Annotated in this window: 17 protein-coding genes and 1 pseudogene; 11 read left to right on the forward strand and 7 right to left on the reverse strand. The window is 42.1% G+C overall.

Going from position 1 to position 21,388, the window contains the following annotated elements; genetic code table 11:
* The first annotated feature begins 24 nt into the window (after positions 1-24).
* Positions 25-381 (forward strand): hypothetical protein, encoded by a 357-nt coding sequence (locus tag J8M00_RS14370; RefSeq protein ID WP_211011169.1) that lies wholly within the window; start codon positions 25-27, stop codon positions 379-381.
* Between the two features lie 328 nt (positions 382-709).
* Here J8M00_RS14370 and J8M00_RS14375 read toward each other — a convergent pair whose 3' ends face one another.
* From J8M00_RS14375 to rph, 6 genes are all read right to left on the reverse strand, one after another.
* Positions 710-1,477, reverse strand: a complete 768-nt coding sequence (locus tag J8M00_RS14375; RefSeq protein WP_211011460.1) for an ABC transporter permease — start codon at positions 1,475-1,477, stop codon at positions 710-712.
* Positions 1,478-1,479: 2 nt separating this feature from the next.
* On the reverse strand, positions 1,480-2,400 hold the full coding sequence (locus tag J8M00_RS14380; protein ID WP_023399781.1) for an ABC transporter ATP-binding protein: 921 nt from the start codon (positions 2,398-2,400) through the stop codon (positions 1,480-1,482).
* A gap of 42 nt (positions 2,401-2,442) precedes the next feature.
* A complete protein-coding gene (locus tag J8M00_RS14385; protein WP_211011171.1) occupies positions 2,443-3,060 on the reverse strand; it encodes a flavin prenyltransferase UbiX in 618 nt (205 codons plus the stop codon).
* A gap of 4 nt (positions 3,061-3,064) precedes the next feature.
* Complete coding sequence (gene mpl, locus J8M00_RS14390) at positions 3,065-4,414, reverse strand: UDP-N-acetylmuramate:L-alanyl-gamma-D-glutamyl-meso-diaminopimelate ligase (protein WP_211011173.1); 1,350 nt, start codon at positions 4,412-4,414, stop codon at positions 3,065-3,067.
* 139 nt (positions 4,415-4,553) lie between these two features.
* Positions 4,554-5,198, reverse strand: a complete 645-nt coding sequence (gene pyrE, locus J8M00_RS14395) for an orotate phosphoribosyltransferase (protein ID WP_023399778.1) — start codon at positions 5,196-5,198, stop codon at positions 4,554-4,556.
* A 14-nt stretch (positions 5,199-5,212) separates the two neighbouring features.
* Positions 5,213-5,926: a ribonuclease PH gene (rph, locus tag J8M00_RS14400; RefSeq protein ID WP_023399777.1), complete on the reverse strand. Its 714-nt coding sequence runs from the start codon at positions 5,924-5,926 to the stop codon at positions 5,213-5,215.
* 153 nt (positions 5,927-6,079) lie between these two features.
* On the opposite strand from rph, the gene J8M00_RS14405 reads away from it, so the two are divergent.
* The 4 genes from J8M00_RS14405 to J8M00_RS14420 all read left to right on the forward strand — a co-directional run bounded on the left by J8M00_RS14405 (position 6,080) and on the right by J8M00_RS14420 (position 11,055).
* Positions 6,080-6,940 (forward strand): YicC/YloC family endoribonuclease, encoded by an 861-nt coding sequence (locus J8M00_RS14405; protein WP_211011174.1) that lies wholly within the window; start codon positions 6,080-6,082, stop codon positions 6,938-6,940.
* A 237-nt stretch (positions 6,941-7,177) separates the two neighbouring features.
* Positions 7,178-7,567 (forward strand): Arm DNA-binding domain-containing protein, encoded by a 390-nt coding sequence (locus J8M00_RS14410; protein WP_211011176.1) that lies wholly within the window; start codon positions 7,178-7,180, stop codon positions 7,565-7,567.
* A 1,034-nt stretch (positions 7,568-8,601) separates the two neighbouring features.
* Complete coding sequence (locus tag J8M00_RS14415; protein ID WP_211011178.1) at positions 8,602-9,675, forward strand: Mut7-C RNAse domain-containing protein; 1,074 nt, start codon at positions 8,602-8,604, stop codon at positions 9,673-9,675.
* Complete coding sequence (locus J8M00_RS14420) at positions 9,676-11,055, forward strand: SDR family NAD(P)-dependent oxidoreductase (protein ID WP_211011180.1); 1,380 nt, start codon at positions 9,676-9,678, stop codon at positions 11,053-11,055.
* Between the two features lie 365 nt (positions 11,056-11,420).
* Here the strand turns inward: J8M00_RS14420 and J8M00_RS14425 are convergent.
* Positions 11,421-12,487, reverse strand: a pseudogene (locus J8M00_RS14425) (IS3 family transposase).
* Between the two features lie 1,078 nt (positions 12,488-13,565).
* Between J8M00_RS14425 and J8M00_RS14430 the strand changes: the two are divergent.
* The 6 genes from J8M00_RS14430 (at position 13,566) to J8M00_RS14455 (ending at position 21,373) form a co-directional block, all read left to right on the forward strand.
* Positions 13,566-15,578: a methyl-accepting chemotaxis protein gene (locus J8M00_RS14430; RefSeq protein ID WP_211011182.1), complete on the forward strand. Its 2,013-nt coding sequence runs from the start codon at positions 13,566-13,568 to the stop codon at positions 15,576-15,578.
* Between the two features lie 97 nt (positions 15,579-15,675).
* On the forward strand, positions 15,676-16,299 hold the full coding sequence (gene gmk / locus J8M00_RS14435; protein ID WP_211011184.1) for a guanylate kinase: 624 nt from the start codon (positions 15,676-15,678) through the stop codon (positions 16,297-16,299).
* Positions 16,300-16,420: 121 nt separating this feature from the next.
* Complete coding sequence (rpoZ, locus tag J8M00_RS14440; RefSeq protein ID WP_211011186.1) at positions 16,421-16,696, forward strand: DNA-directed RNA polymerase subunit omega; 276 nt, start codon at positions 16,421-16,423, stop codon at positions 16,694-16,696.
* Between the two features lie 183 nt (positions 16,697-16,879).
* The gene (gene spoT, locus J8M00_RS14445; protein WP_211011187.1) at positions 16,880-18,982 is read left to right on the forward strand and encodes a bifunctional GTP diphosphokinase/guanosine-3',5'-bis pyrophosphate 3'-pyrophosphohydrolase; all 2,103 of its coding nucleotides are present in this window, start codon (positions 16,880-16,882) and stop codon (positions 18,980-18,982) included.
* Positions 18,983-18,993: 11 nt separating this feature from the next.
* Positions 18,994-19,386 (forward strand): RidA family protein, encoded by a 393-nt coding sequence (locus J8M00_RS14450; RefSeq protein ID WP_023399754.1) that lies wholly within the window; start codon positions 18,994-18,996, stop codon positions 19,384-19,386.
* 376 nt (positions 19,387-19,762) lie between these two features.
* On the forward strand, positions 19,763-21,373 hold the full coding sequence (locus J8M00_RS14455; RefSeq protein WP_211011189.1) for a DUF342 domain-containing protein: 1,611 nt from the start codon (positions 19,763-19,765) through the stop codon (positions 21,371-21,373).
* Positions 21,374-21,388 lie beyond the last annotated feature (15 nt).

Below are 21,388 nucleotides of genomic sequence, written 5' to 3' on the forward strand. Positions count from 1 at the left end.
ATAACAACGTTTAAGGATATAAAATTGAAAACACTTATCATCGCTTTATTCACATTATTAATTGCCACCTCTGCAAACGCTGCACGATATGACATAACAGCAAATGTTGGTGAAATTCGATTTCACGGTTCAACTCAGTCAACAGCTGGTAGTCATTGGAATGGGGTTGTTTGGATATCATTAGAAAACCCAGATAAAAACCCGAGCTGCGTAAAATACCGTAACAAATACGCAGTTGCCGTTGCTAAGGGCGACGATAGCGCCTTGAGCATTGCTCTAATGGCCAAAGCGTCTAACTCAAAAATATTAATGACTATAGACGACAGTAAAAAAATGGACGGCGACGTAACTTGCTTACTTCAATATATTACTTTGCTTTAAAAGCTAAGCTTGCTGTCTAGACTCAATTTGCATACACGGCGAGCAGCTATTCGCCGTGTATGATTATATTGGACAGAACATGACTGCATAAAAAAGAAAAACATAAAGCGTTAAGCGCGTTTATCAAACGACGCAATTGCCAATTAAACTGAGCGTATTAGAACACTCCCCCTTAATGCAACTCGAAACACATTAACACGCCAAAAAGCACGCACGCATTCATGCTCTGTATTGCCCTAATAAAAAACCGATACCATCGCTGATACCGGTTTCTATTGAAACAAGCCAAAAGAACATGAGGCCTTTCAACTGTTTTCTTATATCGCTATTAGTGTCTTAGCCCAACACCACGTTTAATAAGCGTCAATGCAATCGTAAATAACACTGAAATAAAGCCAATTAACACGCCAAAAGCAACATAGATATTGACATCCGAAACCCCTAAAAAGCCGAATCTAAACGCATTGACCATGTAGATGATTGGATTGATCTGCGATACCCCCTGCCAAAACTCAGGCAACAGTTGAATTGAGTAGAAAACTCCGCCCAAGTATGTGAGAGGCGTCAATACAAATGTTGGGATAATACTAATATCATCAAAGCTATTTGCGTAAACGGCATTAATAAGTCCACCCAAAGAAAACACCGCAGAGGTTAAAACCACAGTGGCAATAATCACTGCAATATTGTGAATTTGAATATCGACAAAAAATAAGCTGACTATACTGACAATCAACCCCACCAGAATGCCCCGCGCCATACCGCCGCCCATATAACCAAGTACAATGACGTAGTTTGGTACGGGTGCAACTAGCAGTTCTTCAATGCTTTTTTGAAACTTGGTGGAATAAAAACTCGACGCCACATTAGAGTATGAGTTCGTGATCACCGACATCATGATTAGGCCTGGGACGATAAATTCCATATAGCCAAAACCACCCATTTCACCAATGCGTGAGCCTATCAGGCTACCAAAAATAATAAAATAGAGCGTCATGGTGATCGCTGGCGGTACCAGAGTCTGAACCCAGATACGCAAAAAACGAATGCACTCTTTGATCCAAATACTTTTTAGCGCAACACGGTATTTTAATATGCTCATTGATTACGCCCCTGCTCTAATAACCCCACAAATAACTCCTCTAAGCGGTTGGCTTTATTGCGCATACTTAATACAGTGTTTCCCTGCTCACTTAATTGAGCGAAAACCCCATTTAATCCCTGTGATTTTTCAACTTCAACTTCAAGCGTATGGTCGTCTACCAAGGAATACGCATAACCCGATAGGTTTACGGGCTTTATCGGCGCGTGCAAATCCAAGACAAAGGTTTCTTTGTCTAGTTTTGCCAGTAGCGCTTTTATCGTGGTGTGCTCAACAATGACTCCCTTATCAATAATGGCAATATTACGGCACAGCAGCTCCGCCTCTTCCAAATAGTGGGTCGTTAGTATAATCGTCACGCCTTGGCTATTAATCTCACGTAAAAAGTCCCACATTGAACGTCTCAGTTCAATATCGACACCGGCTGTTGGCTCATCCAGTATCAGCAACTTAGGTTCATGCATTAATGCACGTGCGATCATTAAACGACGCTTCATACCACCTGACAAGGTGCGTGCTTGTTTGTCTTTTTTATCGAACAAACCGAGCTGCTTAAGGTACTTTTCCGCTCGCTGGTGCGCCACTTGACGAGGTACACCATAATAACCCGCCTGATTCACCAATATTTGGTTGAGGGTTTCAAACTGACTAAAGTTGAACTCTTGCGGTACCAATCCCAATTCAGATTTAGCATCTTCCAATGCGGTATCAATAGAATGACCGAAAACTTTGACGTCACCTTGAGTTTTATTTACCAAAGAAGCTATTACACCTATGGTGGTTGATTTACCCGCACCATTTGGGCCCAATAACGCGAAGAAATCCCCTTCTTCGACTTCCAAATCGATTCCTTTGACGGCTTCAACACCGTTTTTATAGACTTTTCTTAAGCCTTTTATACTTAATGCAGTTGTCATGTACTTCGGATCCCCAATCCCCATAATGTGTTTTGAATCAATTTAATCCCCGTAACCCCAGCGTTTGGCGAGGTTATGCTCTATGTTCAGATGATCTAAAATCCGCGCAACCATAAAGTCCACCAAGTCTTCTATAGACTGAGGCTGATGATAAAAACCAGGTGCTGCAGGCATGATAGTGACACCCAGCTGGCTCAGTTTGAGCATATTTTCTAAATGAATTGGACTAAACGGCGCTTCGCGAGGTACTAAAATTAATTGACCACGCTCTTTAATTACCACATCAGCTGCGCGCTCAAGTAGATTATCCGAGGCCCCTAACGCAATGGCCGAAACACTCCCTGCACTGCACGGGCACACGACCATTTTTTTCGGCGCCGCAGAACCAGATGCCACAGGGCTAAACCAATTGTCTTTACCAAACACTTGAATTTGGCCATCTTTGGCATTACACAAAGCACTGAGCTGCTCAGTTGCCTTAGCCTCATTCCCAGAAAGCTTAACATTAGATTCGGTATCTAGTACCACTCGCGCCGCGCTGGAAATAAGTACATACACTTGATAGTCCAGTGCAACTAAAACCTCTAATAGCCTTAAACCGTAGGGCGCACCGGATGCACCACTAAATGCTAATGTGATAGGATCTTTATATTGTGACATATGTTTATGACATTACCTTTTCTAGCTCAGTCGTTATGGCATCATGGATACCATTAAAACCACCGTTGCTCATAATTAAAATATGTTGATTTGGTTTGGCCTGCGCAATGACTTGAGCAATGATCTCGTCAGTACTTGAAAAACACTGTCGCCCAGCTTTTTGCGCCGCATCTTTGAGTGACCAAGCTAGGCCATCAGGTTCATATACCAACGCGCTATCTGCCGCTTGTAACGCATTCATCAATGTATCTTGATGTACGCCCATCTTCATGGTGTTTGAACGCGGCTCTAAAATAGCGATAATCTCATCGTCACCCACTTTTGCACGAAGACCTGCTAGTGTCGTTTTTATCGCGGTCGGATGGTGCGCAAAGTCATCATATACTCGCACTCCGCCAATCTCAGCTTTGAGCTCCATACGTCGTTTTGGCGACTTAAAGGTTTGCAATGCTTCGATACTTACTTCCACCGGGATCCCGACATGACGCGCTGCCGCTATCGCCATCATGGCGTTTTTCACATTGTGCTCACCAATAGCAGACCAGCTTACCTCTCCAACAACCTCACTCTCAAGCAGTACTTTAAAGCGACTGCCATCTGAGCTGATTAATTGATACGACCAATCCCCGCCGAGCGATTCTTTTTGACTCCAAAATCCGCGTTCAAGTACTTCATTTATTGCATTATCTTGTGCTGGATAGATGGCTTTCCCCTGCCCTGGTAAAGTCCTTACTAGGTGGTGAAACTGAGTTTGAATGGCGTTTAAGTCCGCAAAAATATCGGCGTGATCAAACTCCAAGTTATTTAAAATTAAAGTACGAGGGAGGTAATGTACAAACTTGCTGCGCTTATCAAAAAAAGCGGTGTCGTATTCATCCGCCTCAATCACAAAAAATGGCGTATCCGTGACACGTGCTGACAGACCGAAATTTTGTACAATTCCACCGATTAAAAATCCGGGGTTAAGGCCTGCGTACTCTAGTAACCACGCGAGCATACTTGCCGTGGTGGTTTTGCCATGGGTGCCGGCAACTGCCAATACCCACGCGTCTTGCAACACATGATGTTTTAACCACTCAGGCCCCGAGGTATATGGTAGGCCTTTTTCTAGCACATATTCAACACACGGATTTCCACGGCTCATAGCATTACCGATCACCACCACATCCGGTTTGGGTTCTAGCTGAGCTGGATCATAGCCTTGGGTTAACTCAATCCCCAAAGACGCTAGTTGGGTACTCATTGGCGGGTAAACGTTTTGATCTGAGCCTGTTACTTTATGGCCCAAAGATTGTGCAATGGCTGCAATGCCCCCCATAAAGGTGCCGCAGATCCCAAGAATATGAATATGCATAAGTTCAGCTAGTTAGGAAAATTGCAGTAAGAGTAACATACTCCAATGAGCCTAGGCTGACTTTATATGCAAAACAGTTTTGCACAGACAAAAAAATACCAGCCACTTGGCTGGTATTTTTCAAATCGAGTGAAGCTGATTAAGCAACACCATATTGGTCGCGGTAAGCTTTCACTGCTGCTAAGTGCTCAGAAGCACTACCTTGCTGCTCAAGGTAAGTAATTAAATCAGCTAGCTTAACAATGGATACCACTGCTGTGCCGAAGTCACGTTCAACTTCTTGAATCGCTGAAAGCTCGCCTTTGCCTTTTTCTTGGCGATCAAGCGCAATTAACACACCCGCTAAGTCCGCTTCGTTCGCCTTGATGATTTCCATCGACTCACGGATCGCTGTACCTGCTGTGATTACATCATCAACTAGCATGATACGGCCTTTGAGCTCAGAACCTACTAGGTTGCCACCCTCACCGTGTTGCTTTTTCTCTTTACGATTAAAGCAGTAAGGCACATCTTTATCATGGTGGTCAGCAAGTGCAACCGCTGTTGTTGTTGCAATTGGAATACCTTTGTACGCAGGGCCAAACAGCACATCATACTCAATGCCCGCATCTTCTAGTGCCGCAGCATAAAAGCGACCTAAGCGCGCAAGGTCGCGGCCAGTGTTAAATAAACCAGCGTTAAAAAAGTAAGGGCTTGTACGACCTGATTTAAGCGTAAACTCACCAAACTTAAGTACCTGCTTTTCAAGAGCAAACTCGATAAAATCTTTTTGATACTGTTTCATAACTAACCTTTTGTTTACGCTAATGCTTGTTTTTGAATATCGATGATCTCACGAATTGAATGCTTGGCTAGCGCCAGTAACTCGTCAAGTTCTTCGAATGAGAAAGGCTCACCTTCAGCAGTGCCTTGAACCTCAATTAACTTACCTGTTTCTGTCATGATCACATTCATGTCAGTCTCAGCTTCTGAGTCTTCAAGGTACTCTAAATCACTAATGGCTTCGCCGTTGTATACACCAACTGAGATCGCCGCAATCATAAACTTAAGTGGGTTGGCATTGATCATACCTTTGGCACGCATATGCGTCAGTGCATCAACAAGGGCAACACAAGCACCGCTGATAGATGCAGTACGCGTTCCGCCATCTGCTTGCAGTACATCACAATCAATAGTAATGGTGTTTTCACCCAGTGCAGATAGGTCAACAGCGGCACGTAAAGCTCGTGCGATCAGGCGTTGAATTTCCATAGTGCGACCGCCTTGCTTGCCTTTTGCAGCTTCACGACCATTACGGGTATGAGTAGAGCGAGGAAGCATACCGTACTCTGCAGTGATCCAACCTTTACCCTGTCCTTTCATAAAACGCGGTACGCCCGCTTCCACAGTGGCTGTACACAGCACTTTTGTATTGCCAAACTCTACAAGCACCGACCCTTCGGCATGCATTGTATAGTTACGGGTAAATGTTACAGGTCTAATCTGATTTGCAGTTCTTTCGCTTGGACGCATCCACGTTCCCCTATCATCAAAGTTTCGCAATATTATAAAGGGATCCTTTGCGCTATGCCACGCAATACCAAAAGAAATCTTAGCTTTACCTATCGAGCAGCGTTTTTCTTAGGCTATAATGGCCACGCAAACCAAATTAAATAGGAACTTTATATGATCCATAGTATGACCGCCTACGCTCGAAAAGAGATTAAAGGCGATTGGGGCACTGGGGTTTGGGAGATCCGCTCAGTTAATCAACGCTATCTCGAAACATTTATCCGCGCGCCGGAGCAATTCAGGGCACTAGAGCCAGTAGTACGTGAACGCCTTCGCAAGCAATTACAGCGAGGCAAAGTGGAAGTCTATTTAAAATTTGCAGCAAACCCAGCTCACGTTGGTCAGCTGTCTATCAATGAAACCCTTGCAAAACAAATCCTTGAAAACGCAAAGTGGGTGCAATCTATCAGCGGTGGCGATATTAACCCGACTGAAATTTTGCGCTGGCCCGGCGTTATGGAAGCGGAAGAAGTTGATTTAGACGAAGTCAATGGCGCTTTGTTAGCTGGCTTTGATGAGTTAGTTCAAGACTTTAAAGCAGCCAGAGCATCAGAAGGTGCAAACCTTGAAAGCATGATCACCACACGTTTAGACGGCATACTTGAGCAGGTATCTATCGTTGAAGGTCATATGCCAGAAGTCACCAAGTGGCAGCGCGACAAGCTTTCGCAAAAACTTGAAGAGCTACAAACTGACATCGATGAGTCACGCCTAGAGCAAGAACTTATCTACCTTGCACAAAAGCAAGATGTAGCAGAAGAGCTGGACCGCTTAAAGTCTCACGTTAAAGAGACCCATAAAATCTTGAAAAAAGGCGGCGCATGCGGCCGTCGTTTAGACTTTATGATGCAAGAGTTTAACCGCGAGTCAAACACCCTAGCCTCTAAGTCAATCAATTCAGAGATCACTAACGCCGCCGTTGAGCTTAAAGTATTAATTGAGCAAATGCGTGAGCAGATCCAAAATATTGAGTAAGGCTCACTAGCGCTCACAAAAACTATTAAAACATTGAAAAACCTCGCTTTATAGCGGGGTTTTGTTTTTTATCGTTCCGTATTTTTCTTTCTGTTTCATCCAATTGGTGAGTATTTATCACTGCTAGTCTCAAACTACTGGTGAGTACAAGAGGTTAAAAAAAATGCCAAATTTAACAGTTAAACAAGTCAACATGCTTGTTAAAGGCATGCCAAGTAAAACACCGATAGAAACGGTTTGTTATTCGTCGTCCTGAAGCGTGGCGAACCTAATTGGTCTCTGGGATATACCTTTAACGAAAAGAGGAAGGGAAAATCACTGGGTAAATTCGGACAGCTGACACTCGCTGAAGCGCGTGGTGAGGCTGAAACGATCAGAGCCATGCGAAGAGATGGCACTGCTGCTCTATCATTGAGCTCTCTCACTAAGCATAGCGGGATGGCTTTTAACGTGCCATTTCAAGATATGTATGAAAATAAGCTGCTAAAACAATTGAAAAGGCCCGATATTCCGAAAAGTAAATATTACAATAATGTAGCCAGATTCATTGGTCACCTTAAAGTTGAGCAGGTTAATGCGTTCCACATTCGAGATATCCTAAATATTATTACCGATAGTGGGCTGTAACTTCCCCAGAGCTGAAAAATGGTTTAATGGGCATTTCTATCCCACAACACGCGATCATTCTGATGGCTTTTACCGACGTTGGACGATTATCAAGTTTATTCATGGTAAATCAGAACGTGATCCTTATTTACTTTATCGTATTCAACAAAACGAATTACTAGGGATCTTAGCCTGGATTATGGATGGCTTACGTGATTACCTTCAAGATGGTCTCTAACTGAATCAAAATCACTATAAATGCATGGTTGAATCGAAAAGAGACGGCAACAGTGTATTAAGCTGGTTTTACGAAGATGAAATTATTACAGCAAGAGGAAGAGGCTCCAACGAACAACCAATAAGGGCGACCCAAGCGTATACTAGCTATAAGTCATAGTGCATAAATAGCCACCATAAACCATATCAAAAAAAGCTATTCTACGATTACATGAATGAAGCTGGGCATAATGCAACTAAAGTGAACGGGATAAATTGCTTTACGTCGTTAAAAATCAAGAGCCCATATGCAATGCTGTAATTCACAGAGGTTTCTAAAATCCATGTAGCAAAAGTAGTCATTTGCGAATAGTGTGCTGCTAAATAGAAATAACCAAGTAAGCATATTTAGCAGATTATTCCTTAAAAAAGCCCCTTTCACTACTTTATGGATAATCTTTTTGCACCCAAGTAAAGCTGTATTTTATTGGCAACACAGCCACTACTCCTCCCTACGCAGGTGCTTTGTGATAAAAACCTTCGTGCTGGGGCGCAGACTAACGATAAATAACCACTCAGAAAAATTTGAAAGTTGAGGTGCGGTTTCTTGATATAAAAATAACTTTAACTATTTTTATAATTGATTTAGACTAACAAGTAATTAAGGGTCGCTTCATATCCCTTCTTCCCACAAGAAAAGATCAGTAGGTCATGAAGTAATAGGTGAACAACCTAAATCATAGTTTAATAAATCATTGCATAATGCACACGTCAGTGGCAGATAACGCTTTTAGAGTGGGACAGAAAATGCGTTATTGGTTGTAAAGACGGAGACAGTTATGCCCTTTTACTTATCCCCAAAAGTATTTTCAAATCAAGCCAAAGCTCTTGTTAAACACTGGCCTTTTAAACCAATAAAAATTTCAGCTGCGCGGAACTTACTTTCACAGCTATATGGTTATAAAAATGATCACCACTATCGAAAGGTGCACATCACGACTACGCATACTACGTCATTAGTACCCTGCTCAGAGGAAATAGTTCAATCTCACTACAGAGAATGGATACAGCGTTTTGCAAAGTTAGGTGCGATGAATGAGATTCAAGCACGCCAACTCATGCATATGCTTTGGCCTGCGTATTTAAATCACAACTATTCACTCACAACGAAGATGTATCATGCATTATTTAGGTTTAACGGTCATTGTACTGACTTTCTTAACGATGAAATTAAGAATGTAGAGATTAAATATGATTTTGATGATACTCCAGCCATTGGGGATGCCATTCAGGCAATGGGGATTCCGCATACAGAAGTAGGATTAATTAGGGTAAATGATAAAAATGTAGACTTAAATTTCCGACTTAATGACGGAGACAAAGTTTCCGTTTACCCCTCTTCTGCTGAGTATACGAATTCAAATATGCCCTGGAAACCAAATAGTGAACTGACATTTTTATTAGATGTTCATTTAGGTGGACTTGCTCGTTACTTGAGAATGGCCGGATTCAATTGCTTATTTGAAAACCATGACCATGGTGATTCGGTATTGGCGGAAGTCGCTTCAGTTGGTGAGTATATTTTATTGACCCGCGATAAAGGCTTGTTGAAACGTAGTAAAGTTAAATACGGTCGCTGGGTAAGAGCTGTAAAGCCGATTGAGCAATTTAGAGAAATAGTTAAACACTATCATTTAGCTGAACACTTCAATCCTTTATCACGCTGTATTAAATGTAATGGCACTATCACTACCGTTAAAAAAGAAGAAATTAAAACAAAAGTACCTAAAAAGGTCTATGCCAATAATATAACTTTTAGCCAATGTGCTAAATGTGAGCAAATTTATTGGCAAGGTGGGCATTTTGGCAAAATACAAAAAATATTAACTGATGTGAAAAATAGGGGCTTGTAAATGAACTTAACTACATCACCTCTGCATTATCATATTAAACAGAACGCAATTTTGTCTAAGTTAGCTCATCATTATAACGGCAATAGTGGTACTCATTCTCAAAAAGAACTACAAAAGCTACATGATGCGATACTACTGGAATCTACAGAGCGATGCCTTGCAGAACCAAACTTCTCGTTAGATGGAGATATCATACCTGGCGGTCAGTGGCTCATGAATAAGTTTCAATGTAAAAAATCAGCTCTTCAAATGTTTGATATTATTGCCTCGTCTGAAAGAAAGTTATTTAAGCCAAACCGATGCTACATTTGCAAGCAACTATATCAATCTGTTCATCATCATTATCACCGTCTATGTAATGAGTGTTCATCCTTTAACTTTCAGCGCAGAAGTGATAAAGCAGATCTAAATGGACGAATTGCTTTATTAACAGGGGGAAGAGTCAAAATTGGTTTTCAAATCGCGTTAAAGCTACTACGTGCTGGTGCGAAAGTGATTGTAACTAGTCGCTTTAAGTACGATACTGCAAGACGTTATATGTTAGAACATGACTATGAAGATTGGGCAGATAACTTAATTATATATGGCCTTGATTTAAAACATATTCCTTCAGTGGAATCTTTTATTGAATATATAGTTAAACGTTATGATAAGCTCGATATTCTTATCAATAATGCTGCGCAAACAATAAAAAAGCCTCAGAGTTACTATCAAGAAATGGCCAAGCGAGAAAACGCCCTTTTAGAATGTGTTGATCGCAATTTACTCAGTCACTTCCTTGATCCTCAGTTAGAAAGTGAGAACCATCATTGGTTAACCTATTCTAGATTATCAAAGCCTAGTGTCATCGATAGCACTATGCTTGATGAGTTTTCCGAGCCAGTCGACATATCACCTCAGAATAGTTGGACAAAAACAGCAGAAAATATAGATACACTTGAATTTTTAGAAACGCAAACTATTAATACAACAGCTCCGTTTTTACTTTGCACTAAACTAAAAAGCCTGCTTCAAAAATCTAGCTTGGAAAGAAAGTTCATAATCAATGTATCGGCGATGGAAGGACAATTTAATCGAAAAAATAAAACTCACCGTCACCCCCATACAAATATGGCAAAAGCGGCGCTAAATATGATGACAAGAACAATCGCATCTGATTACGTAAAACAAGATATATACGTCAATAGTGTTGATACTGGGTGGGTAACTCAGGAAAACCCCTTACCAATTAAATCACGTAATCGAGCTATAGGTGTTGTCCCCCCTTTAGACTGTATTGACGGGGCTGCCAGAGTATTGGCTCCAATTTTTGAAGCTATTAATGGAGCTACTCCTACTTATGGGCGATTTCTAAAAGATTATCATGAATGCGCATGGTAAAAATAAAAAATTCATTAGACAATGATAACAATAAATAATGATGCTCGCGGTTGATGTTGATCATAGAGATGGTTTTGCGTGTGTTGCAGGTGTTTCTTTTAACGATTGACCAGACAAAATTGAAAGCGGCTCTTATATCAGCACAGTTTCTAACGTAAAAGAATATGAAGCTGGTAGCTTCTATCTTAGAAAGTAGCCCTTTATTGCTATCCTATTGAATGAACATTGCCTAAAACCAAACATGATTGTCATCGATGGTTATGTTTGATTGAATTGAATGGTATTAAGAAAGCTGGGCTTGGCGCACATTTATACAGAGCACTTAATTATCGCTACTCCAGCTTTAGTACAGTTTATTAGTAGAGCTATGCAGCCTCAAGATAGCTCATTGGAGTTTGATCTCCTAGTGCACCCTGAGGCCATTCATAATTATATATCTAACCACTCGTCTGTAATGTCACGAACTTGCTGAAATGATTCAAACAGGTATAAATCCAATACTTTTTCTCGGTAGCTACGATTTAATCGCTCAACAAAACCATTCTGATATGGACTATCAGGTTTTAATAAACTCAAGTTTATGCATTTTTCAGTAGCTCAATTTTCCTGAGCACTCGATGTAAACTCAGGACCATTATCCACTCGAATTTGTTTGGGTTTTCCGCGCCATGCAATGACCCGTTCCAACACTCGAATAACGCGTTCAGCTGTCAGGCTTATATCGGCCTCAATTGCTATTGCTTGACGGTTGTAATCATCCAGCACATTCAGTGTTCTAAAGCGATGTCCGTAATTAAGCGCATCGCTCATAAAATCCATCGACCACGAGTCATTATGTTTGCTCGGTGCGCTTAACGGCTTTGATGTGCGTGTTGGTACAAGGCGTTTCCCTTTTCGTCTAAGGTTAAGTTTAAGCATGTTATACACTCGCTCAACGCGTTTTTTATTCCATACTTTGCCTTGATGTCTAAGTCGTTTAAACAGCTTTGGCATGCCCCACTTAGGGTGCCGCTCAACAAGCGCTAACAAAGCATCAATCACATCATCATCCGATGGTCGCTTGCATTTACAGTAATAAACGCTTCGACCTAAACCCGCTACATCACAAGCAAGTGCTACACTAACCTCAAACCGTGCTCGTAAGTATTCGACCCAAGCTCTGCGTCTGCTTGTTTTCACTACTTTTTTGAGATGATTTCCTCTGTTTTAAACTGAGAGTCGCAAACATATCTTTTAGCTTGCGATGTTCACCTTCAAGCCCTTTTAAACGTTTAACGTCAGAGGCTTCCATCCCACCATATTTAGAGCGCCACTTATAAAATGTACTTTGGCCAACACCATGTTTACGGCATATTTCCGGTACAGGCACACCCGATTCAGCTTCTTTGATCATGCCGACTATCTGTGTCTCAGTGAACTTACTTCTTCGCATCGTAAAATTTCCTTTTTATATTGATAGAAATTCTACTTAATGAACTGCTTCAGTTAATGGGGAGTTACACTCTCTATTTTTGGTGGCTTATTTTATGATCCTGTTGCAGGACTTGAGCTACTATTTGAATTTGAAGATGGCTCACAACTAATCATGAAAGCAGCCACTTTGAGATCGGGCACTAAACTACGCTTATCGTACACTAGACACAGTGCGATTGACTCTGATGGAAATCGAATTCCAGATGTAGGTACATCTATCGAAGGAACTTATCAATTTTCGTCGCAATATAAGCTTGAGCAGTACATTCAAAAGGCGGCTGAGTACGAAATTAGAGTAAGAGTAATTTATTCAGGAGTAAGGGGCAGAGTTACGTTCGTCCCCATTAACAGGACTTAAACTATGATAGAAATGCTTAGAAATGGCGAATTACATTTAGCTCCGGTAGTGCTTGTGATTCAAGTGTTAATTTGTCTTGCGATTAATATTTTCGTGGCACAGAAATATAAATACAGTAAGGTTGTTGCAGTTTGCATGGCAGTGGTCCCCCTTCTAAATATGTATGCGACGTGTGTTTATATTGCCTTGGCAATTTTTCATTCAAGAAAGCCTCTGAGCAACAGTGAAAACTGATTGGCATATGGGCTGAGCCTACATTGCGGCTTGGCCTAAAAGCTCATTCTCCGTGACTTGTATTTGTGGCTATATTTATCGCAATAAAAAGTGTCGCTGAAGCCTCTAATGCAATTCAATTGAACACTCTTTAGCCACACTGCGTTTTAGCCTGACTTACCAACGTTATTGCAGCCCAATTAAGCACTGCTATGTTTCAAAAATGCAGAAAGCCCAATATCACAATTCGATAATAGTTGTTCAAATCGAGTATTTGGTTGTTTGACGTTTAAAACCTGTACTTTAACCAAGCAACTCCAATTTATGAACTTCTTCATATCCGGATAAGAAACAATCACTCAAATTAATTCTGAAATTCGCAATTTTCGTATCCTTAAATAATAATTTGGGAAGGCAAATTTGATATTCCAGGGAATCGGAGTACGTAACTTTCTTGGGTAACAATATGAACTTGAGTAAAAAGCTTTATTTGGCCTTTGGCTGCCTCATTGCATTGATGGTGTTTTCCAGTACTGTCGTTTGGTTTAAAGTTTCCACCGAAACTGCCCGCGCATTTGAAGTAAAAGGCGACGATTTGCCGGGCATGATTTTGTACAACCGACTGCTGCACTTAGAGTATCAATTAAGCAACATCGCACTGGAATACCTAAATGGAGATATCAGTAAAGTTGGGCAATTTAACCAACTGTTTGAGCGGTTCAAATCTACCCAAAAAGAGCTATATGGATATGAGTCGGCAAAACAAGCTGACCGCGAGAAAATGGCGCGGATCATGACCCTTGCTGAAACCTTCCACCGTGAAGTTAACAACGAAATATTCGCCAAATATGACCCAAGAGCTTATGAACAGGTGAAGCGACGCGTAGACAAGCTTGATCAAGAAACGGGTGAACAGTTGGAAAGTTTACTGGACTCTTTAAAAGAGCAAGAATTCAATGACGCGCTTAAATCTACCGATTTACAAGAGTCACTCAACGATGACTTACCGGGAGTCAGATACTATCTAGAACTGGTCGATGAAGCTGGCGATATGATAGCGGCCATCATTTCTCATACCACAGGAGCAACCGGTGCAGAAGCTGATTTTAATGACGATGCAGAAAGCTTTAAGCACTACTTAAATTTACTCAAGCCACTTGAACAAAAACCGAATGAGCTGCGAGATATTGCTCGTATTGAAGAGATGTTCGGCACAATTCAACGCGAAGCTAAACATGTATTTGAAAGCTATGACTCTACGGCATATGTGACAGCACAGCGTAAACTCGCTGATTTGACGTCAAAGCAAATGATTGAGCTGTCTAAAATCCTTGATGTATCGAGCGAAGAAGAAAAAGACGATGCCATAAGGGCATTAGACCTACTCGTAGAAGGTCTCAATACCACCTTGGTGATTATTATTATGATCACTTTAATCGCGGCCATCATAGCGATTGCGGTTGCCTATGTGATCAGCCGTTCGATTGTAACCAGATTGAGCCAAGTGCTTACGATAGCCGAAAGAATAAGTGAAGGTGATATTTCAAGACCACTTCTGTCTCATGAAGGTAAGGATGAAATTGATAGCTTGGCCGAAGCCACTAACAAAATGTCGAACTCGTTGAATACGTTATTACAAGCTATCAGCAATGTGGTGAATGATGTTAAAACTTCCAGCGACAACATTGCAGAGACCAATAACCAGATAGCGTCTCGCAGTCAGGCGTCAGCAGATCAGTCCACTCAGGTTGCTACGGCAATCGAACAAATGAGTGCCACGGTATCAGAGGTAGCATCGCAAAGTCAGGTCGCAGCAAGTCATGCAGATGGCGCGCGCAGCCTTGCATCTGAAGGGGGATCAACGGTTACATCAACGGTAGAGAAAATAAAGTCAGCTTCCAATGAGGTACAAGACACCGCTGAAAATGTCACCCATCTCGGTGAGCTCAGTAGCCAAATAGGCAATGTGATTGGCGTGATAGGTAGTATTGCAGAACAAACTAATCTACTGGCGCTCAATGCTGCAATTGAAGCTGCGCGTGCAGGCGAACAGGGCCGCGGGTTTGCCGTAGTAGCAGATGAAGTTCGAACCTTAGCCGAGCGCACTTCAAAAGCCACTGAAGAAGTTGTCAGTACTGTGCAGTCAATTCAATCTCAAACCGAGCATGCTGTTAAGTCCATGGAAAACAGTGTTGCTCAAGTAAATCATAGTGTTTCTATGGCTGAAGATGCGGGAACACAACTCGAAGGCATTGTTACAGGTGCCAGTGAAATTGCGTCCATGATCCAGTCAATCGCAACTGCCACCGAGGAGCAATCTGTTGTCGCAAGCGAAATGGCACGTGATATTTCACAAATTGAGCAATCGAGTCAGAGCTCCTTGCAAGACACGCAAGTCGCAGCGCACTCTGCACAAGAGCTTAACAAGCAAGCCGAAGAGCTGGCTGTTTTAGTGAGTCGATTTAGATTACGTAGTTAGTCAAACTGGTAACTAGACGCACAAAGATTTAAAATAGGGCTTTTTACGGGCAGTAATCAGCTCTATTGCTCCCTTTTGCGTACACAAAGGTTCCACTATGACAAAGACACGCGGTAACTTGTTTATTTTATCTGCCCCTTCAGGTGCTGGTAAATCTAGCCTCATCAAAGCTTTATTGGACAAACAAGCCAACATTAAAGTTTCAGTATCCCATACAACACGCTCCCCTCGTCCGGGAGAAAATAATGGTGAGCACTACCACTTTGTCACAGTGGATGAATTTAAAACGTTGATCGATAAAGGGGACTTTTTTGAGTGGGCGCAAGTATTTGAGAACTACTATGGCACATCAAAACAGGCCATTGAAGATCAACTAAACAATGGTATTGATGTTTTTCTAGACATCGACTGGCAAGGTGCAAGACAAGTTAGAACGCTTTTACCTGAAGTAAAAACAATATTTATTTTACCTCCTTCTCAAAGTGAACTGGAGCAGCGCTTAAACAATCGCGGCCAAGATTCTCAAGAAGTAATCGCATCAAGAATGGCCGAAGCAAAATCAGAAAGTAGTCATTACAACGAGTTTGACTATGTCATTGTCAACGACAATTTTGAGACTGCTTTAACAGAACTTGAGCACATCGTTGTTGCCGCGAGACTACAAACTAAAGCACAACAAGTACGTCATCAGACCCTAATAACGGAACTGTTAGCAGAATAAACCTGCATTGTTCCCTATTACTGTGTAGATTAACGATAAATTTTAACCATTCACTTGGCGAACTCGGTGGTTTCAAGTAAACTAGCCCTTTGCTAAATGTATAATTTTTTGGAGTGCTTCGATGGCTCGCGTAACTGTAGAAGATGCAGTAGATAAAATTGGTAACCGTTTCGATTTAATCCTTGTTGCAGCGCGTCGCGCTCGTCAAATTTCTGTTGGTGGCAAAGATCCAATGGTTGATGCTGAAAATGACAAGCCAACCGTTATTGCGCTACGTGAAATTGAAGAAGGTCTGGTAACAACAGACTCTCTAGATATGATCGATCGTGAAGAGCAACAAAACCAAGAGGCCGCTGAGCTTGCAGCTGTAGCAGCTATCGTTGGTGGTAACCGCTAAAATAAACTTCTAGACGGCTTTTAAAGCCGAATCTAAGCAAAGTTTAAGATAACGCCAGCTTCTAGCTGGCGTTTTTTTTCATTATATTGCAAAAGCTATACGCGTATGCGTTGGCTTCCGAGCCAATTCATCGTATATTCAATAATAACTATCTATTAACTTCACTGGAACATTGGAGTGTGAATGTATCTATTTGAAGGCCTCAAGAAAAAAATCTCAGAGTACCTATCACCAGAAGACGTCGAGCTGGTACAAAAAGCCTATGTTGTCGCTCGTGAAGCGCATGAAGGTCAGACTCGCTCAAGTGGTGAACCCTATATCACTCACCCGGTTGAAGTGACACAGATACTTGCCAGCATGAAGTTAGACCATGAAACCCTCATGGCTGCACTGATGCATGATGTTATCGAAGACACCGATTTTAGTCAGGCGGATCTGGCTGAGATATTTGGTGAAACCGTTGCTGAACTCGTTGCCGGAGTCAGTAAGCTAGACAAACTCGACTTTAAAGATAAAAAAGAGTTTCAAGCTGAAAACTATCGCAAGATGATCATGGCAATGACACAAGATATACGTGTTATTCTTATCAAACTGGCTGATAGAACACATAATATGCGCACATTAGGGTTTTTAAGACCTGAAAAACGTCGACGCATTGCCAGAGAAACACTCGAAATATTTGCGCCTATTGCCAATCGTTTAGGTATCCACGATATCAAAAATGAACTTGAAGACTTAGGTTTTCAAGCCTTGTATCCAATGCGCCATCGAGCGTTAAAATCTGAAGTTGCCAAAGCGCGTGGTAACCGTAAAGAGGTGATCAGCAATATTCAGACAGAGATTGAATCTCGTTTAGAAGAAAGTGGTATCACGGCTTCTGTCAAAGGGCGTGAAAAACACCTTTATAGCATTTACCGTAAGATGCTCAATAAAGAGCTACTTTTTAATGAAGTCATGGATATTTATGCTTTTCGCATCAATGTCGACGACATAGATACCTGTTATCGAGTCCTCGGTGTAGCTCACAACTTGTATAAGCCAATTGAAACACGCTTCAAAGACTATATCGCGGTACCTAAGACCAATGGCTATCAATCTTTACACACCTCGCTAGTCGGCCCACACGGTATCCCTGTTGAAATTCAGATCCGTACCCATGATATGGATCATATGGCAGACAAAGGGGTTGCGGCACATTGGATGTATAAAAAATCAGGTGACAGTGCGGGACATACAGCTCAGCAACGCGCGCGTCAGTGGATGCAAAGCTTACTTGAATTACAGCAAAGTGCCGGTTCATCATTTGAATTTGTCGAAAACGTCAAAACAGAGCTCTTCCCTGAAGAGATTTATGTGTTTACGCCAGATGGCCGAATCGTCGAGCTCCCCATGGGCGCGACTGCTGTTGATTTTGCTTATGCCGTTCATACCGATGTTGGTAACACCTGCGTTGGAGCTCGAGTTAACCGCAAACCTTATCCGCTGAGCAAAGCACTAGACACAGGCCAAACGGTTGAAGTTATTACCAGTTCTGGGGCGCACCCCAATGCGACATGGCTTAATTTCATCGTCACAGGTAAAGCGCGTTTAGGCGTGAGAAACTACCTGAAAAGCCAACATCAAGAAGAGTCCATTCAACTTGGTCGACGACTGCTCGACTCTGCGTTAGGCGAACAAAAACTGGATGATATTCCAACCGAGCAAATTGAGCGCGTACTAGAAGAACACGACCTCAATACCCTGCTTGAGCTGTTAGTCGAGATTGGCAACGGTAATATTATGAGTGTGCTCATAGCCAAACGCCTACTGCAAGCGGACGATGGTATTGAAAGCCTTGCTAAACAAGCAAAGGCAGCAATAATTGGTACTGAAGGTATGCTTGTCACCTATGCTAAATGCTGCCGCCCTGTTCCCGGTGATGCCATCGCAGCCTACGTTAGCCAAGGTAAAGGCTTAATGGTACACAGACAAGAGTGTCGCAACATCAAAGGCTGGGAAAGCGAGCGCGCTAAATATTGTGTTGTAAAATGGGAAGATAACCCAGAAAAAGAATACATTGCAGCCCTGCGCGTTGAAATCATCAATCACCAAGGTGCGCTAGCTAAGCTGACCAATGTGGTTGCCAGTGCACAAGCGAATATTGTTGAAATCGCCACTGAAGAAAAAGAAAGTAATTTATATATTATAGATTTAGGCGTGACCGTTAAAGATAGGATCCACGTCGCAAATATTATGCGTAAGATTCGCGTTATGCCAGACGTGCAACGCGTGTATAGAAAACGCTAAAGGAAGTTATTATGAACAAAGCGATTATTTCTACCGATCAAGCTCCTGCCGCAATCGGTACATACAATCAGGCCATTAAGGTTGGCACGGCTGTTTACTTATCTGGCCAAATTCCATTGGTGCCAAACACGATGGAAATCGTTTCAGAAGATTTTAGTGAGCAAACACACCAAGTATTTAAAAACCTATCAGCTGTATGTGAAGCGGCTGGCGGACAACTTCAGGACATGGTGAAAGTAAACATTTTCATGACGGACTTGAGTAACTTTGCAACCGTCAATGAGATTATGAGCCAATACTTTAAAACCCCATACCCTGCGAGAGCAGCAATAGGTGTAAAAGAGTTGCCAAAAAATGTACAGATAGAAATTGACGGCATTATGGAGCTGCCTTCAATGAATTAATTTTTTCGTTGTAGCACTCACATCAAAACGGCCCGCTAAAAGTGGGCCGTTTTTGCTTCTATGTGTTAAATGAAGAGAGCAAATACACAAAAAGCCTAAAATTCTCCAGCGAACTTTGATCTTAACAGCTTGACTACATAATATTAATTAAGCAAGCTGGTAACACATACATACGTATAACCTAATTAAAATGAGTCAATCAAAGCTTGGCTTTGCAGCTTTAAGGTGAATGTCGGAATTTATTAAGCATTTGGTTGTCATACTAACTACAAATAATATGTTGTGTGTGAGATATTTTTTGCGCCACTGCAAATAAAAAGGGTAAGTTGAAGTGCGGACTCTTTTATAGAGCCGCTCGGTCTATAAGGAATAGTCTGTGTTTAAAGTCACTAAAGATGGCCAAATATTAATGGACGTTGCGTCAGCTACGCCACCTAGCCAAGCCTTCATCGTCGAGGCGCTTGAGTGCTCACCCTATGCCGATTGTGAAGTAGATCACGACTCCATTGCCGCCTATTTCCAGAGCCAAGCTGCTGAGCAACAATTGTTGGTCGCAAAACAAAAAAACGCCCAGTTACGGATCTCCGTTTCAGAAGATAAAATGCAGGCTTCAGCCACTTTGACGACAGCGCAAGGTGGCAGCCTCATTAGCCTAGATCAAGCTAAAAAAATCATTGTAAAGTCCGGCGTATGTAGAGGGTATAAACAAGCCTTCTTAGAAAATATTCTCTCCAAACAATTTGATGCCCCCCCGGGCTCTGAGCATCATGGCGTTATCGCACAGGGTAGACCACCAGAAAATGGCCTTCCAGCCAAACTGATCTCGCATGTTTTGACCCTAAAAGAACGCTTGAAGCAACCAAAACTCAGAGAAGATGGCACAGTAGATATGCGTGATTTTGGCGCTTTATCCAGCGTCTCACCAGGCACACTGTTGATCACTCAACGTCCAGCGACGCCGGGCAAAGAGGGGTTTACAGTGACAGGAGATAGCATAGAACCTAAGCCCGGTGATTCTTTTCAGCTGGTTGCAGGAGAAGGCACAGAAATTTCTCCATCAAACCCACTAGAACTCATTGCAACCATTGCCGGCTGCCCTTCCGATATTCAAAATGGTATGCGCGTAGATGATATTTTTACCATTGCTGACGTCAATGTTAAATCCGGACATATTGAATTTAGCGGCAGTGTCATTGTTACTCACAATGTCGAACCAGGTATGCGCGTAAAAGCATCTGGTGATATTACGATCATGGGCACCGTTGAGTCAGGAGAAATTATCAGTGAAGGCAATATTGAGGTGCGTGGAGGCGTTATTGGCCACTTAGATCACAGTGATAACGACCAAAGCTTAACTTGCAAGCTCATTGCCGAGGGCAACATTGATATCGTGCACGGACAGTACACCTATTTGGAAGCGCGAAATATCTACATTCAAAAACAAGCAAACCACTGTGATATAAAGGCCTTGAGAACTGTCAGAATAGGTTTAGAAGATAACCCTCGCGGGAAACTTATAGGCGGTACAGTATTTGATGCCCAATCAATTACAGCGGGAGAGATAGGCAGCCCATCAGGTGCAACCATGTCTGTCTATCTTGCTAACTCAGGTGTTGAAATTACCAGTAAAACTGACCAATGCATAAGAGATTTGGGTGAAACTGACGAGCAACTTGATAACCTCCAAAAGGCTGTTGAAAAAGCAGATCAGCTTAAAGATGTCGAAAAAAAGAAAGTGCTCATGGCAAAAATCAGTGCAACTCAAACTCATTACTGTCAACAGGCTGAAGCATTGGAAAACAAACTCAGCGAACTCGACCATACATTGCATGAATTACTTGAAGGCACACATCTGCAGGCGACTTCGGCACTTCACTCTGGTGTTGAGATCCATATTTTTGATAAAACTTATACAACAAATCGCAGCTACCCTCCGTGCACGGCAAAATTAACAGACGGCCAAATTGAAATTGAGTTTAAAAGTTAGGGGGACATTTCCCCC

It is taken from the genome of Pseudoalteromonas luteoviolacea, from assembly GCF_018100925.1.
Classification (GTDB): Bacteria; Pseudomonadota; Gammaproteobacteria; order Enterobacterales; family Alteromonadaceae; genus Pseudoalteromonas; species Pseudoalteromonas obscura.

Excerpts from the sequence above, each read along its gene's own strand:
- J8M00_RS14380 (WP_023399781.1), bottom strand. The coding sequence starts at position 2,400 with ATGACAACTGCATTAAGTATAAAAGGCTTAAGAAAAGTCTATAAAAAC.
- J8M00_RS14385 (WP_211011171.1), bottom strand. The coding sequence starts at position 3,060 with ATGTCACAATATAAAGATCCTATCACATTAGCATTTAGTGGTGCATCC.
- mpl (WP_211011173.1), bottom strand. The coding sequence starts at position 4,414 with ATGCATATTCATATTCTTGGGATCTGCGGCACCTTTATGGGGGGCATT.
- pyrE (WP_023399778.1), bottom strand. The coding sequence starts at position 5,198 with ATGAAACAGTATCAAAAAGATTTTATCGAGTTTGCTCTTGAAAAGCAG.
- rph (WP_023399777.1), bottom strand. The coding sequence starts at position 5,926 with ATGCGTCCAAGCGAAAGAACTGCAAATCAGATTAGACCTGTAACATTT.
- J8M00_RS14405 (WP_211011174.1), top strand. The coding sequence starts at position 6,080 with ATGATCCATAGTATGACCGCCTACGCTCGAAAAGAGATTAAAGGCGAT.
- J8M00_RS14415 (WP_211011178.1), top strand. The coding sequence starts at position 8,602 with ATGCCCTTTTACTTATCCCCAAAAGTATTTTCAAATCAAGCCAAAGCT.
- J8M00_RS14420 (WP_211011180.1), top strand. The coding sequence starts at position 9,676 with ATGAACTTAACTACATCACCTCTGCATTATCATATTAAACAGAACGCA.
- J8M00_RS14430 (WP_211011182.1), top strand. The coding sequence starts at position 13,566 with ATGAACTTGAGTAAAAAGCTTTATTTGGCCTTTGGCTGCCTCATTGCA.
- gmk (WP_211011184.1), top strand. The coding sequence starts at position 15,676 with ATGACAAAGACACGCGGTAACTTGTTTATTTTATCTGCCCCTTCAGGT.
- rpoZ (WP_211011186.1), top strand. The coding sequence starts at position 16,421 with ATGGCTCGCGTAACTGTAGAAGATGCAGTAGATAAAATTGGTAACCGT.
- spoT (WP_211011187.1), top strand. The coding sequence starts at position 16,880 with ATGTATCTATTTGAAGGCCTCAAGAAAAAAATCTCAGAGTACCTATCA.
- J8M00_RS14450 (WP_023399754.1), top strand. The coding sequence starts at position 18,994 with ATGAACAAAGCGATTATTTCTACCGATCAAGCTCCTGCCGCAATCGGT.